Source organism: Actinoplanes solisilvae (assembly GCF_003999975.1).
Taxonomy (GTDB): Bacteria; Actinomycetota; Actinomycetes; order Mycobacteriales; family Micromonosporaceae; genus Actinoplanes; species Actinoplanes solisilvae.
On sequence record NZ_RJAC01000016.1, the window covers coordinates 137,663 to 151,297 of the forward strand.

Here is a 13,635-nt window from a genome sequence, read left to right on the forward strand (position 1 = left end):
GTCAGTCGAGCGGGTTCTTCACCGAGCGGAGCCGGGCACGGCGGCCGGACGTCGTGCCCGTTCCCTCCCCGTTGATGACGTGCAGGTCGGGCTCGGTCTGACGCAGGCCCGGCCGGCGTCGCCGCCGCGTCCCGGGTTCCGGGGCCGGCGGCAGATCGGGCCGATGCCACGGCGTCTGGGCCGATCGTGGCTGGGTGTCCGGGCCGCCGATCCGGCCGTGATGCCCGTCGCGCCGGGGCCACGGCGGAAGGTTGCGCAGCCGGGCCGCCTCAGCGGGGCGCCGATCGTTCCAGCCCGGCCAGCCCGAAGCGCCGGCCAGCCGCTCAGCGCTCTCAGCGCCCGAAACACCCGCCAGCCGCTCCTCGGCCTGGCGGCCCGCAGCCAGCGCCTCGACGGCCCGGCGGTCGAGAACCCGCCGGCCCGTGCCGAGGTCCGAGGCGACCGGGACGCGATATCCGGCCCCGTTGACGACCCGGCGCGGCTCGGTGATCGCTTCGAGGCGCGGGGCGGCGAGAACGCGCTCGCGCCCGAACGCCGCCCGCAGCCAGCGGCGCACACGCCCCACGAAGCTCACGGAACGTGACGAAGGGCGGCGGTGGCTCGTCGCTGCGGCGGGCGGCGAAGGAAGCATGGCGGTGCTCCTCGGGGCTGGTTCCTGATCAAGAAAACTACCGGTCGGCACCGCTGCGCAACTCAGCGGAACGGTGGAGGGAGATCGTCTTGGCGGTTCGAACCCGGACGGCGTGATCACCCCTTTGGCCCGTTTCGCCCTCACGCTGCGTACGGGAAATGGGGGTTTCGGGGTAGGGTTTGGGCTGTTGCGGGAAATGTCCTTCAGAAGGTTGATCGATGAGTATCGAAGCGGTGGTCTTCGACCTGGACGGCGTCATCATCGACACCGAGGAGGTCTGGGAGGAGGTCCGGCGCGGTTACGTCGCCGAGTTCGGCCGCGAGTTCCGGCCCGACACCCAGGACCGGATGATGGGCATGAGCACCGGCGAGTGGTCAGCTCATCTGGCTGACGAGGTCGGCGTCCCGCGCACGGCCGAGCAGGTCGCCGCCGACGTGCTGGGCCGCATGGCCGAGCGCTACCGCACCTCGCTGCCGCTCATCCCGGGCTCGGTCGAGACCGTGCGGCGCCTGGGCGACCGTTTCCCGCTGGGGCTGGCCAGTTCCAGCGCACGCATCCTCATCGACCAGGTGCTCGAGACGGCCGGCCTGACGGGCGCGTTCCAGGTGACCCTGTCGACCGAGGAGGTGCCACGCGGCAAGCCCGCCCCCGACGTCTATCTCGCCGCCGCCGCGAAGCTGGGCCTCGATCCGGCCGTCTGCGCCGCCGTCGAGGACTCGAGCAATGGCCTGCGCGCCGCGGGTGCCGCCGGTCTCGCGGTGATCGCCGTCCCGCACGGCGTCTACCCGCCCGCGCCCGACGCGCTGGCCCTGGCCTCGCTGGTCGTCACGAGCGTCACCGAGCTGACGCCCGATGTGGTGGGAAACCTCCGCTGATCGGACCGGCCGGAGGGGCGTTTCGTGACCGGCCGACGTCAATGACACATCCAGGTGTGAGAGATCGATGCCCGGGGTAGTGGGCGTTCGATTTCGCCTTGGAGGTGGCCAGTGGCGCTTGCTGCGGAGAGCGGGTTGCGACTCGATCTCGACATCTTTGACAAGGCCGAGGGCGTACGCATCAACCTGTGGATGGGCATCGGCATGCTCGTGCTGGGGCTGCTGTTCCTGCTGTGGCTGCGGCTGAACCCGCCCAAGCCGCCCGAGCCGGCCCCGGACGACGACCTTCCTCCGGGGCACTGATTGACGAGGCGGTGTGACCCGGTAGCCATCGGGTTGCGCCGCCCCGCCAACCTTCGAGCCGGGCGTGCGGCGACCGATACCCCCGGCATGGAAGCCATCGCCCCAATCAGCACCGCCCGAGCAGGTGGTTACCGCACCGCCGGCTGGCAGCAGCAGATCCGTGTCGACTACGTCGTGAACAAGATCATGCAGACCCATCGTGGCCGCAACGAGGATCAGGTCGCCCAGGCCATTAATGACCAGCTCCGCGCCGTCGGCGTGGTGCCCAACGGCCGTCAGATCGCCCAGTACGCGGCGGCGATCTCGGCCCTGCCCGAACTTCCGCCCAACAACCGCTGACTCATTGTTCCAGACAGCGTCTTTCAGACGGCGTCTTCAGGCGGCGGCGAACCGCAGGATGCGGTCGTCGCCGTCCTGCGGGTCGCCCCGGCCGTCGTGGTTCGACGTGGTCAGCCAGAGCGCGCCGTCCGGGGCGACCGCCACCGTACGCAACCGGCCGTAGTCACCCTCGAACTCCGCCTTCGGTTCGCCACCGCCGCTGAGCGGGACGGTCCAGAGACGCTCGCCGCGCAGGCCGGCGACGTAGAGCGTGTTGCCCGCGACCGCCGCGCCGGACGGCGAGGCCTCGTCGGTGTTCCACTGCACGATCGGGTCGACGTACTTCGCGTCGCCCTCCTGGCCCTCGACCTCGGGCCAGCCGTAGTTCCTGCCCGGCTCGATGACGTTGACCTCGTCCCACGTGTTCTGGCCGAACTCGATGCCGTACATCTTCCTGTCCGGACCCCAGGCCAGCCCCTGCACGTTGCGGTGCCCCAGCGACCAGACCCGCGAGCCGCGCGGGTTGCCGGGAGCCGCCCGGCCGTCCGTGGTCAGCCGCAGAATCTTGCCGTTGAGGTCGTCGCGGTCCTGCGAGGCGCTGCCCTCACCGGCGTCGCCCGTGCCGGCGTACAGGAAACCGTCGGGGCCGAACGCGAGCCGGCCGCCGTTGTGAACGCCGGCCTTGTCGATGCCGTCGAGGATGACCCGCGGCTTGCCGCCCAGCGTGAAACGGATGATCCGGTTGTCGCCAGACGCGGTGTAGTAGGCGTAGACGTATTTGTTCGACTCGTAGCCGGGGTCGACCGCGATGCCGAGCAGACCGCCCTCGCCCTGGGCCGAGACGCCGTCGACGTGGTGGACGCGCTCCGGGTCGCCGCCGCCCGCCGGGATCCGCAGGATGTCGCCGCTGTCGCGCTCGCTGACCAGCGCCGAGCCGTCCGGCAGGAAAGCCAGGCCCCACGGGACCTCGAGGCCGCTGACGATGGTCTGCGGCTTGCTCAAGTCGGGTTTCCCGGGTGTCTTCGACGGCGACGGGGCCGCAGCCGACGAGGGCACGGGAAAGGTGGCCTCCGCCCGGGGCGTGGCGGCCTCGCCGTCGGAGCAGGCGGTGAGGAGGAAGGCGCCGGCCGTGGCGAGGACGAGACGGGCTCGTGCGGCGGGAGTCATCGGTCAACCGTGCCACGGCCCGGCGAACTTCACCCGTTTCCCGGACTGCTGATCCACACCCGTGACGAAGATGGGTGGTGCGAGCCGCAATCCTCACCCTACTGTTGCTGGCGTTCGGCGCTGCCACCCCCGCTCAGGCCCGGGCGGCCGCGATCACCTGGGCCACCTGTCCCGAGGACGGGCAGGTGCAGTGCGGCTCGATGAAGGTGCCGGCCGACTGGTCGAAGCCGGGCGGGCCGGCGATCACCCTGACGATGGCCCGCCGCCCGGCCACCGACCGCGCCGCCCGCCTCGGTGTGCTGCTGGTCAACCCGGGCGGCCCCGGCGGCTCGGCGGTCGACTTCACGCTCAACTCGACCTTCGGCGAACAGGTGCGTAAGCGGTTCGACATCGTCGGCGTGGACCCGCGCGGGGTCGGCCGCAGCAGCCCCGTGCTCTGCTCCCTCGACCTGATCGACGCCAAGCCGTCCTCGCTGATCGAGACCGAGCAGCAGTACGCCGCCACGATCGACCACAACCGCAAGCTGGCCGCCGACTGCGCGTCCCGCAGCGGCCCGGTGTTCGGCCACACCGGCACCGACAACGTCATCCGCGACTACGACGCCGTCCGATCCGCCCTGGGCGAGAACAAAATCAGCTTCTACGGCGCCTCGTACGGGACCCTGATCGGCCTGGGCTATGCGCGCAGCCATCCCGACCGGTTGCGCGCCCTGGTGCTCGACAGCGTGATGGACCACAGCGCCGACGTCGGCCGCTTCCTGACCGAGGAGACCGACGCCGCCCAGGACTCGTTCGCCGAGTTCATGAAGTGGTGCCGGCGCGACGCCCGCTGCATCCTCCGCGACCAGGACATCCCTGAGTTGTGGGCGTCCGCGATCGCCAAGGCGCGCGCCGGCCGGCTCCCCAACCCCTACGACCCACCGAGCAAACTGACCGTGGGCGATTTGCTGCTGGCCGCTTTCGCTGCCTTCTACGAACCCCAGTGGTACTCCTTCGCCTACTACCTGCGGGACGTGACCACGCCTCCCGCCTCGGCCGCCCCGACCGCCCCCGTGCCCACGGCAGTGCCGACCGTCCCCGTGCCCACGGCAGTGCCGACCGTCCCCGTGCCCACCGCGCCGGCGACGGCTGTGCCCGCCAAGCACGGGCCGGCCGCCCCTGTTCTTCCGACCCCGGCCGCCCGGACCGCCACCACCCCGGCCCCGCAGGTCGACCTGATCGACTACAGCTTCTCCTCGGTCATCTGCGCCGACTGGAACCTGTCGGTCACCGGCTTCCCCGACCTGCGCCGCGGTCTCGAGGCCCTGTCCGTCCGAGCCCCGCAGATGCTCGCCTCGCCCCTGGCCCTGAACGCCATCGCCGCCTGCGTAGGCCTGCCCACCCCGGCCACCAACCCGCAGCACCCGCCGGCCCCGATCCCCGGCCTCGGCCCGGTCCTGCTGGTCAACGCCCGTCACGACCCAGCCACCTCCTACGCCTGGGCCCGCAACGTCGCCACCCGGCTGGGCCCGGCCGCGAGCCTGCTCACCTACGACGGCTGGGGCCACGTCGCGTACGGCAAAAGCTCCTGCGTGTCCGGCCTGGTCGACAAGTACCTGCTGAACCCCGCCCCGCTCCCCGCGAACACCGCGTGCCCCGCCGTCGAACCGCAGCCCTTCGGCGTCGGCTGAAACCAGCCGATCGGAACATCGAACAGACATCGCCTCGCTCCGCGCGAGCACTCGCCACCGCAGCCGGCCGCACGGCGCGGGACCACGACGGAGCCCCGCCTGGGAAGCGTGCGCGACCACCTGACCACCGTGGCAGGCCGGGCCGAGGCGAGACCACGACGCCGGCCGGCCCGGGAAGCCGCGCGATCACCCGGGTCGGGTCTTGCTCCGGTAGCGAGGACTGGGGGTATCGTTAGCCTGGCTAACTAGATCGTTACCTGTGGGAGGCGCTTTTGAGTCGCCGGGCACCTCGGGCCGCAGTTGATCCGGATGTTCGCAAGGGGTGGTTGCGGCGGGCGCTGCCACTGGTCAAGGCGCATCGTGTTCTGCTGATCACGTCGCTCACGCTGTCGTTCGCGGGGCTGATCGTGCAGGTGCAGATCCCCAATCTCGTACGCCTCGGCATCGACGACGCGATCGTGGAGAAGACCGCGGATCTCGGCACCTACGTGTGGTGGATCGTCGGGCTCGCTCTGCTGCAGGGTCTGATCAACTTTCTGGCCCGGCTCTACCTGCTGCGTACGGCGTACGAGCTCGAGTACGACCTGCGCAACATCGTCTACACCCACCTCGTACGCATGCCGTTCGGGTTCTACGACCGCGTGCAGACCGGCGAGCTCATGTCGCGTTCCGGCTCGGACATCAGGGCCGTGCAGATGTATTTGTCGTTCGGGCCGTCGATCCTGGTGCAATGCCTGATCGCCGTGGTCGCGTTCGGGCTGATGCTGTCGATCAACGTGCCGCTCGCGATCGTCGCGATGGCCACCATGCCGGTCATCGGGCTGCTCGGGGTCAGCATGCGCAAGGCGATCTTCCCGGTGTCGTGGATGATCCAGGCCCGCCTGGCCGGGCTCGCGACCGTGGTCGACGAGAACATTCAGGGCGTACGCATCGTGAAAGCCTTCGCCGCCGAGGGGCGCCAGCTGCGGTCGCTGGCCGAGAGCGCCGACCGCATCCGCTGGGCCTACCGGCAGGACGCGCGGATCCGCAGCCGCTGGAACCCGCTGCTCGACAACCTGCCCCGCCTCGGGCTCGCGCTGGTGCTGCTGGTCGGCGGCATCATGGTGATCGACGGGCACACCACCGTCGGTACGATCGTCGCCTTCAACTCGTACGTGCTGATGCTCCAGCCGCCGTTCCGCATGCTCGGCATGATGATCATGTTGGGGCAGCGGGCGTCGGCGTCGGCGCGGCGCATCTACGAGATCCTCGATACGCCGAGCGAGGTCGTCGACGGCCCTGATCCGCTGGTCGTGCCGCTGCGCGGAGATGTCGCGTTCGAAGACGTCCGGTTCGCGTACCCGAATGGGACTGTGGCCTTGGACGGGCTGAACCTGCGCATCCGGCCGGGGGAGACGGTGGCCGTGGTCGGCGGCACGGGGTCGGGCAAGTCGACGCTCGGGCGGCTGGTCGCGCGGTTCTACGACGTCACCGACGGCCGCGTGACCATCGACGGGCACGACGTGCGGGCGCTGAAACTGGCGTCGCTGCGCGAGCAGGTGGGCATCGTGCCCGACGAGCCGTTCCTGTTCTCGCTGTCCATTCACGACAACATCGCGTACGGGAGACCGGACGCGACCCGCGCCGAAGCGGTCGACGCCGCCGTGGCCGCCGGGGCCGACGAGTTCATCCGCGAACTGCCCGACGGATACGACACGGTGGTGGGGGAGCGCGGCTACACGCTCAGCGGCGGGCAGCGGCAGCGGGTCGCGATCGCCCGGGCGCTGCTGGTCAACCCGCCGGTGCTGGTGCTCGACGACGCGACCAGCGCCATCGACGTCACGGTCGAGCAGGCCATCCACACTTCGCTGCGCGAGCGGATGCGCGGGCGTACGACCCTGATCGTCGCTCATCGGCTCTCCACGATCGGGCTGGCCGACCGGGTGGTCCTGATGGAGTCCGGCCGGGTGATCGCCGACGGCACCCACGCGTCGCTGCTGGCGGCCGAGCCCCGCTACGCGGAAGTGCTGGCCGCGACGATCCCCGAGCCACGGCGCGCCCCCGACTCCTTGGAGCGCACCCGATGAGCATGTTCGGCGGCGGCTTCGGCGGCCTCAACGTGGGCGGCCGCCCTTCGATGGGGGCCGCCGGCCGCAAAGGCAACGGGCTGCCCTTCAGCGGCATCCCCGACGATCTGCGCGAAGGGGTCGCCAAGCTCGAATCGCGCGAACCCGACCACGGCGACCCGGGTGTGGCGTTCGACCCGGTGCGCGACGACGGCGCTCGCATCTCGCTCAGCCGGCTGCTGGTCGGGCGGCCAGGTTTGCTGCTGGCGGCGTCGCTCGCGATTCTCGTCGAGACGTTGCTGCTGCAGGCCGGGCCTCTCCTCGTACAGATAGGCATCGACCACGGCATCGCGGACAGGAACCTGCGCGTGCTGATCGTCGCGACGGTCTGCTTCGTCGCCGCTGTGCTGCTCACCGGGCTGGCCACCGCCGTACGCATGCGCAAGAGCGGCCTGCTCGCCGCGGCCGCCACCCGTGACCTGCGCATCCGCATCTTCGCGCACCTGCAACGGATGTCGCTCGACTACTACACCCGCGAGAAGGCCGGCGTCACCATGACCCGGATGACCTCGGACGTCGAGTCGTTGCAGAGCCTGCTGCAGGACGGTTTCGCCCAGTTCCTCATCCAGGCAATGACGATGGTCGTCGTCACCGGGGTGCTGTTCCACTACAACGCGGGCCTCGCGTTGATCACGCTCGCGCTGGTCGTGCCGCCGCTGACGATCGCGTCGCTGTGGTTCCGGCACGCCGCCGACCACGGCTACAACCGTCAGCGCGACGCCATCGCCGCCATGTTCGCCGACCTGGCCGAGAGCCTCAACGGCGTACGCGTCGTGACCGCCCACAACCGGCAGGACCGCAACGTCGTCGCCCACCGCGAGGTCGTCGGCAGCTACCGCGACGCGAACGACTGGACCGGCCGGATCAACGCCCTCTACGGCCCGGGCACGTCGGTGATCGGCCTGATCGCGATGGCCGTGCTGCTGCTGATCGGCGGCCGGATGGTGCTGCGCGGGGCGCTGACGATCGGCGAGCTGACCGCGTTCGTGCTCTACATCAACGCGCTCTTCCAGCCCGTGCAGCAGCTCGTCCAGCTCTACACGCAGTACCAGCAGGGTAAGGCCGCGATCGGGAAGATCCGCGGGCTGCTCGCCGTGGTGCCGGCCGTGTCGGAGCGGCCCGGCGCGGTGACGCTCCCACCCGTACGGGGAAAAGTTGTATTCGATGATGTGACGTTCGGTTATCTACCGGATCGGCCGGTGCTGGAACGGGTCTCGCTGCACATCTCACCGGGGGAGACGGTCGCGTGCGTCGGGCCGACCGGGGCGGGGAAGTCGACGCTGGCCAAGCTCGTGACCCGGTTCTATGACCCGTCGTCGGGGGTGGTGGCGATCGACGGGTACGACCTGAGGGACATGACTCTGGAATCGCTGCGCAGGCAGATCGGGGTCGTGCCGCAGGAGCCGTTCCTGTTCGCGGGCACGCTGCGGGACAACATCGCGTTCGCGCGGCCGGCAGCCTCGGACGAAGAAGTGTGGGCGGCGGTGGACGCGGTAGGGCTGCGGGAGCTCGTGGAGAGGTCGCCGGAAGGGCTGGAGACGCCGCTGCACGAGAGGGGGCAGTCGGTGTCGTCGGGGGAGAGGCAACTGCTGGCGCTGGCTCGGGCGTTTCTGGCGGAGCCTCGGGTTGTGGTGCTCGATGAGGCTACGTCGAGTCTTGATCTGCGGTCGGAGCTGCGGGTGGAGGCGGCGCTGGACAGGCTGCTGGAGGGTAGGACGGCGATTCTGGTGGCGCACCGGTTGTCTACGGCCATGCGCGCGGACCGGATCATCGTGGTGGACGAGCATCGGATCGTGGAGAGCGGGACGCATGCGGAGCTGGTGGCGGCGGGTGGCTCGTACGCGCAGATGTTCGCGACTTGGGCGGCGCATTCCTGACTGATCTGGTAGGCAGATATAGACCAAAGGCTCTGTGGATAACCCGCCCCGAACCCTCGGCCCGGCGTAAGGTCAGCCCATCTCCCCGGGTGGGTGGGGGCTAGGGATGGCGCGCAAACTCCGCACCAGCCAAAAACCTGTCCGTCTACTACGGAGGATCGATGCGGATTCTGCCGGTCTTGGGTGTGTTGTCCCTATCCGCGGCGCTGTTGGTGGCGCCCTCGCCGGCCTCGGCCGCCGGCCCCTCTACGGCGAGCCACAGCGGCCCGGCACCGGCCCTCGGCCCCACCGCCACCGGCTACGGCGGCGCCGTCTCGACCGTCGACGCGACCGCCACCGCCGTCGGCCTCGACGTTCTCCGCCACGGCGGCAACGCCGTGGACGCCGCAGTAGCCGCCGCGGCCACCCTCGGCGTTACCGAACCCTTCTCAGCCGGCATCGGCGGCGGCGGTTTCTTCGTCTACTACGACGCCCGCAAGCGCACCGTCTCCACCATCGACGGCCGCGAGACCGGCCCGGCCACGATGCGCGAGACCCATTTCATCGACCCGGCCGACAACCTGCCGTACGACTTCCCCGAAGCCCGCGTCTCCGGCCTTTCGGTCGGCGCGCCCGGCACCCTCGCCACCTGGGAAGCCGCCACTCGCAAGTGGGGCACGAAATCCCTGTCGGCCCTGCTTCAACCGGCCGCCCGGGTGGCCGATCGCGGCTTCCCCGTCGACGCCACGTTCCGCCAGCAGGTCGCCGACAACGCGGCCGCCTTCGGCCAGTTCGACTCGACCAAAGCCCTCTACCTGCCCGGTGGCGCCCCGCCCGCCGTCGGCTCGACGCAGCGCAACCCCGACCTCGCCGACACATACCGCCTGATCGCCCGCCAGGGCACCGACGTGCTCTACCGCGGCGCCGTGGCCCGCGACATCGTGCGGACCGTGCAGAACCCGCCCGTCTCGGCGAACCCGGTCGGCACGTGGACCTACCCGATCCGCCCCGGCACCCTGACGCTGAACGACCTGGCCCGTTACGATCTCCGCTTCCCCGCCCCCACGAAGTCGAAGTTCCGTGACCTCACCGTCTATGGCATGTCGACCCCGTCGAGCGGCGGCGTCGCCGTGAGCGAAGCGTTGAACATCATCGAAACAGCGCGCATCAAGGACACCACCCAGGCGCTGCACTACTACCTCGAGGCGTCCGCGCTCTCCTTCGCCGACCGCAATCGCCACGTGGGGGCGTACACGTCTCAGAAGGTCTTGGATCGTCTCGTCTCGGACAGGTGGGCCGGCCAGCGCGCCTGCCAGATCTCGCCCGCGAAGGCGCTGACCAAGCCTGTCCCGCCCGGCGACCTCAACGCCACCGGATGCACGCCGGCCACCGTCGGCGGCCCGGCCGAGCAGGGCATGAGCACGACCAACCTGACCGTCGCCGACCGCTGGGGCAACGTCGTCGAATACACGTTCACGATCGAGCAGACCGGCGGCAACGCGATGGTCGTGCCCGGCCGCGGCTTCCTGCTCAACAACGAGCTGACCGACTTCAACTTCGTCAACACGCAGGCCCCGGCGGCCGACCCGAACCTGCCCGGCCCCGGCAAGCGCCCGCGCAGCTCGATGTCCCCGACGATCGTGCTCAAGGACGGCAAGCCGTTCCTGGCCCTCGGCTCGCCCGGCGGCGCCACGATCATCACCACCGTCCTGCAGATCCTGCTCAACCGTGTGGTGCTCGACAAGTCACTGCCCGAGTCGATGGCCGCCCCGCGGGCCTCCCAGCGCAACACCGCGGGCATCCAGTCAGAGCCTTCCTTCCGTACGACCTATGGCCCCGCTCTGACCGCGCTCGGCCACACGTTCGCCGCCGACGTGCCCGAACTCGGCGCGGCCACGGCGATCGAGTTCACCCGCGGCGGCGGCTTCATCGCCTCGGCCGAACCGGTCCGTCGTGGCGGCGGAGCGGCCGGAGTCGTGCACCCCACTCGCTGATCGTGCGGATCACGCCCGGGGTCATGAGTAGGCTCCGGGCGTGGACGTTCGACCGACCCGGCAGACGCCCCGGCCGGCCGGTCGGGGGCGCGCCGACCACACCGCGATCGTGGGCTGCGACCTGTTCGTCGACGGGGTCGCGGTCGAAAGTCCCGGTCCGGCCGCCGACCTGGCCCACCTCTACGAGCGCGCCCGCGAGCAGGAGGGCGCTTTCGTGTGGCTCGGCCTGCACGAACCCAGCGAGGCCGCGCTCACCCGCGTCGCCGAGGTGTTCGGCCTGCACCCCCTGGCCGTCGAGGACATCCTGCACCGCGAACAACGAGTCAAGATCGAGCGGTACGAGGATGTGCTGTTCCTCGTCGTCCGGGCCGCCCAATACGTCGAGCACGAGCGAGTGACCGCCGGTTTCGTCCGCCTTTTCGTCGGCCCCCACTTCGTGATCACCGTGCGCCAGGGCACCGTCATGGAGCTCAGCTCGCTGCGCGCCGACCTGAGCTCCGACCCCGCCGCGCTGGCCCGCGGCCCGTGGTCGGTCGTGCATGCGATCCTCGACCGCCTGGTCGACGGGTACGTCGAGATCGCCGCCGACCTGCAGACCGATCTCGAACTGACCGAGGCCGCCATGTTCGTCCCCGGCACGCCCGTCACCATCGAGCAGCTCTACCAGCTCAAACGCCAGTTCATGAAGTTCAAGGCGGCCGTCCTGCCGCTCCAGCGCCCGCTCGCGGTCCTGGCCGGCAAGGAACTCCCCAAAGACCTCCGCCGCTACTTCAACGACGTGGCCGACCACCACGCGGCCGCCGTCGAACAGGTCACGGCCTTCGACGACGTGCTCAACGCCCTCCTGCAGGCCCGCCTGGCCCAGCTCACCGTCGAGCAGAACAACGACCTACGCAAGATCGCCTCCTGGGCCGCGATCGCCGCCCTGCCGACCGCGATCGCCGGCATCTACGGCATGAACTTCACCCACATGCCCGAACTGACGTCCCGCTACGGCTACCCGACGGTCCTGTTACTCGTCCTGCTCAGCACGTTCGGTCTCCACCGCCTGCTCCGCCGCGCCGGCTGGCTGTGACGCGCGGCCGCGGTTGGCTGCGCACCTTCCCCGGCGGCGACTGGCCTGGACCACTGATCTCGTGTCGATCATGGCGTTGAGGCTCCCGAATTCATGAAACGGGGTGCTGCGGTTTCGCCTTGCGTGATCATCAGTCGGCGCAACAGGCCGCACGAAGCGGTGACACAGGCCCGAGAGCGAAGGCCCCTAGCGCAGCCCGTCGGGGAGTTCGTAGTGGCGCAGTCGAACCGGGCCTCCGTCGGGCCGGGTGAAAGCGGCGTCGGTGGTGTGCGTGAAGCGCCACCCCGTGGCCTCATAGAAGGCAACGGCCCCCGACCGCTGCTCGTCGACCACGTTCAGCGTGAGGGCCCCCGCAACGTGGGCCCGCACCTGCTCGACCAGCGCACGCCCCACCGACAAGGGCAGACGGCGCGCGGCCGGCACGACGAAAAGACGGCACAGCTCGTGACCCATGACCGCCGCGTGGCCGACGAGCTCGCCGTCGAGTTCCGCGACCCAGGCCGCGTCGGCCGCTTCCAGCCAGGCGCGCGGGCTCTCGGGCCAGTTCAGCGGGTACGAGTCGGCGTCGTGTACCAGGCGCAGGGCCTCGACGCACCGGTCCAGGTCGTCGTCGACGCGGGGCCGGACGATCACGACAGGGCTTCGATGAACGGCGCCTTGCCCGCTCGGTAGCGAGGCCGGTCGTGCGGATCGGCGGCGGCCAGCATCTGCTTGACCTGGGCGTACGTCGCGGCGTCGTCGGGGTGCGTGCGCAAGTGCTCCCGGAAGGCGATCAGACGCGGCCAGAAGTCCGACGTGGACTCGTAGATGTGCAGGTGATGCGTACGCCCTGCGGTGGTCGGGAAGCAGAACGACCACTTGCGGGCCTCCTCGTCGCCCGGCTCGGGGGCGTGCACCCAGCCGATCGACGCCATGCTCGCCACGATCCCGGCGGCGGCGAAGTCTTCCACGCGGGCCATCATGTCGATGATCGGTTTGGCGGCCAGCCCGGGGACGGCCGTGCTGCCGATGTGTTCGACGGGTGCGGACAGCCAGGGCAGCAACGCCGACTCGACCCGCGGGCGCTCCCGCTCGAAGGCGTCCGGCCACGTCGGGTCGTACGGGAGGATCTGGATCTGCTCAGTCATCGGGGGTGCGCCTCCAGAGCTGGCGGGCGGCGAAACCCTCGCGGCGCAGCCAGTGTTCGGTGTAGACGATGCGGTTCGGCTCGATCACCACGAGGGTGTCGCGCGGCGGATCGGTGAGCGGACGACCCCGCTCGGCGTGCTCGTTCTCCCAGCGGAACGCCTCCCAGTAGGGCGCCCGCTCGGGATGCTCGGGCGGCAGCACGCGGGCCTGGCCGAAGAGTTGCGCGCCCCGGCTGCTGGCCAGCCCGACCAGCGGAGCGAACACGCCCACCGATACGCGCGGGTCGGCTTGCAGGTTCCGCATCTTGGGTGAGCGGGGAGCGGCGGTGAACATGACCGTGAGACCGAGGCTGTAATAACGCACCGGCGTGGCCAGCGGCCCGTCCTCGCCGACGGTCGCGAGCACGCACATGTTCTGCGACGACAGCAGATGGAGGATGCGCTCCTCAAGCCGTTGCCTCGGCAGCCGCTCAGTCGGCGCCGGGTCCGCGAGCCAGGGGTTGGTCAGCGGCAT

Annotated in this window: 13 protein-coding genes; 8 read left to right on the forward strand and 5 right to left on the reverse strand. The window is 70.4% G+C overall.

Annotation, left to right across the window (positions count from 1 at the left end):
* Nucleotide 1: 1 nt before the first annotated feature.
* Nucleotides 2–565: a hypothetical protein gene (locus tag EER30_RS31780; RefSeq protein ID WP_127504340.1), complete on the reverse strand. Its 564-nt coding sequence runs from the start codon at nucleotides 563–565 to the stop codon at nucleotides 2–4.
* Nucleotides 566–849: 284 nt separating this feature from the next.
* Between EER30_RS31780 and EER30_RS31785 the strand changes: the two genes are divergently transcribed.
* The 3 genes from EER30_RS31785 to EER30_RS31795 all read left to right on the forward strand — a co-directional run bounded on the left by EER30_RS31785 (nucleotide 850) and on the right by EER30_RS31795 (nucleotide 2,148).
* A complete protein-coding gene (locus EER30_RS31785) occupies nucleotides 850–1,506 on the forward strand; it encodes an HAD family hydrolase (protein ID WP_127504341.1) in 657 nt (218 codons plus the stop codon).
* A gap of 111 nt (nucleotides 1,507–1,617) precedes the next feature.
* Nucleotides 1,618–1,809 carry a hypothetical protein gene (locus tag EER30_RS31790; RefSeq protein WP_127504342.1) on the forward strand — a complete coding sequence of 64 codons (192 nt, stop codon included), beginning with the start codon at nucleotides 1,618–1,620 and terminating at the stop codon, nucleotides 1,807–1,809.
* Between the two features lie 87 nt (nucleotides 1,810–1,896).
* Nucleotides 1,897–2,148 (forward strand): hypothetical protein, encoded by a 252-nt coding sequence (locus EER30_RS31795; RefSeq protein WP_240670424.1) that lies wholly within the window; start codon nucleotides 1,897–1,899, stop codon nucleotides 2,146–2,148.
* 36 nt (nucleotides 2,149–2,184) lie between these two features.
* On the opposite strand, the gene EER30_RS31800 is transcribed toward EER30_RS31795, so the two are convergent.
* A complete protein-coding gene (locus EER30_RS31800; RefSeq protein ID WP_127504343.1) occupies nucleotides 2,185–3,294 on the reverse strand; it encodes a PQQ-dependent sugar dehydrogenase in 1,110 nt (369 codons plus the stop codon).
* Between the two features lie 77 nt (nucleotides 3,295–3,371).
* Between EER30_RS31800 and EER30_RS31805 the strand changes: the two genes are divergently transcribed.
* The 5 genes from EER30_RS31805 (at nucleotide 3,372) to EER30_RS31825 (ending at nucleotide 11,994) form a co-directional block, all read left to right on the forward strand.
* Nucleotides 3,372–4,964, forward strand: a complete 1,593-nt coding sequence (locus tag EER30_RS31805; RefSeq protein ID WP_127504344.1) for an alpha/beta hydrolase — start codon at nucleotides 3,372–3,374, stop codon at nucleotides 4,962–4,964.
* 326 nt (nucleotides 4,965–5,290) lie between these two features.
* Nucleotides 5,291–7,030: an ABC transporter ATP-binding protein gene (locus tag EER30_RS31810; RefSeq protein ID WP_240670425.1), complete on the forward strand. Its 1,740-nt coding sequence runs from the start codon at nucleotides 5,291–5,293 to the stop codon at nucleotides 7,028–7,030.
* Nucleotides 7,027–8,946, forward strand: a complete 1,920-nt coding sequence (locus EER30_RS31815; protein WP_127504346.1) for an ABC transporter ATP-binding protein — start codon at nucleotides 7,027–7,029, stop codon at nucleotides 8,944–8,946. The genes EER30_RS31810 and EER30_RS31815 overlap by 4 nt, the downstream gene beginning before the upstream one ends.
* A gap of 161 nt (nucleotides 8,947–9,107) precedes the next feature.
* Nucleotides 9,108–10,919, forward strand: coding sequence for a gamma-glutamyltransferase family protein (locus EER30_RS31820; protein ID WP_127504347.1), 1,812 nt, complete (start codon nucleotides 9,108–9,110; stop codon nucleotides 10,917–10,919).
* 40 nt (nucleotides 10,920–10,959) lie between these two features.
* The gene (locus EER30_RS31825) at nucleotides 10,960–11,994 is read left to right on the forward strand and encodes a magnesium and cobalt transport protein CorA (protein ID WP_127504348.1); all 1,035 of its coding nucleotides are present in this window, start codon (nucleotides 10,960–10,962) and stop codon (nucleotides 11,992–11,994) included.
* Between the two features lie 186 nt (nucleotides 11,995–12,180).
* Here EER30_RS31825 and EER30_RS31830 read toward each other — a convergent pair whose 3' ends face one another.
* Genes EER30_RS31830 through EER30_RS31840 form a run of 3 tightly spaced genes read right to left on the reverse strand, consistent with a single transcriptional unit; the run spans nucleotide 12,181 to nucleotide 13,635 of the window.
* Nucleotides 12,181–12,627: a GNAT family N-acetyltransferase gene (locus tag EER30_RS31830; RefSeq protein WP_240670426.1), complete on the reverse strand. Its 447-nt coding sequence runs from the start codon at nucleotides 12,625–12,627 to the stop codon at nucleotides 12,181–12,183.
* On the reverse strand, nucleotides 12,624–13,121 hold the full coding sequence (locus EER30_RS31835; protein WP_127504349.1) for a GrpB family protein: 498 nt from the start codon (nucleotides 13,119–13,121) through the stop codon (nucleotides 12,624–12,626). The genes EER30_RS31830 and EER30_RS31835 overlap by 4 nt, the downstream gene beginning before the upstream one ends.
* Nucleotides 13,114–13,635, reverse strand: coding sequence for a pyridoxamine 5'-phosphate oxidase family protein (locus EER30_RS31840; RefSeq protein ID WP_127504350.1), 522 nt, complete (start codon nucleotides 13,633–13,635; stop codon nucleotides 13,114–13,116). Before EER30_RS31840 ends, EER30_RS31835 begins: the two co-directional genes overlap by 8 nt.

Coding starts and splice junctions, on each gene's coding strand:
- EER30_RS31835 (WP_127504349.1), bottom strand. CDS start 13,121: ATGACTGAGCAGATCCAGATCCTCCCGTACGACCCGACGTGGCCGGAC.
- EER30_RS31795 (WP_240670424.1), top strand. CDS start 1,897: ATGGAAGCCATCGCCCCAATCAGCACCGCCCGAGCAGGTGGTTACCGC.
- EER30_RS31840 (WP_127504350.1), bottom strand. CDS start 13,635: ATGCCGCTGACCAACCCCTGGCTCGCGGACCCGGCGCCGACTGAGCGG.
- EER30_RS31800 (WP_127504343.1), bottom strand. CDS start 3,294: ATGACTCCCGCCGCACGAGCCCGTCTCGTCCTCGCCACGGCCGGCGCC.
- EER30_RS31820 (WP_127504347.1), top strand. CDS start 9,108: ATGCGGATTCTGCCGGTCTTGGGTGTGTTGTCCCTATCCGCGGCGCTG.
- EER30_RS31785 (WP_127504341.1), top strand. CDS start 850: ATGAGTATCGAAGCGGTGGTCTTCGACCTGGACGGCGTCATCATCGAC.
- EER30_RS31815 (WP_127504346.1), top strand. CDS start 7,027: ATGAGCATGTTCGGCGGCGGCTTCGGCGGCCTCAACGTGGGCGGCCGC.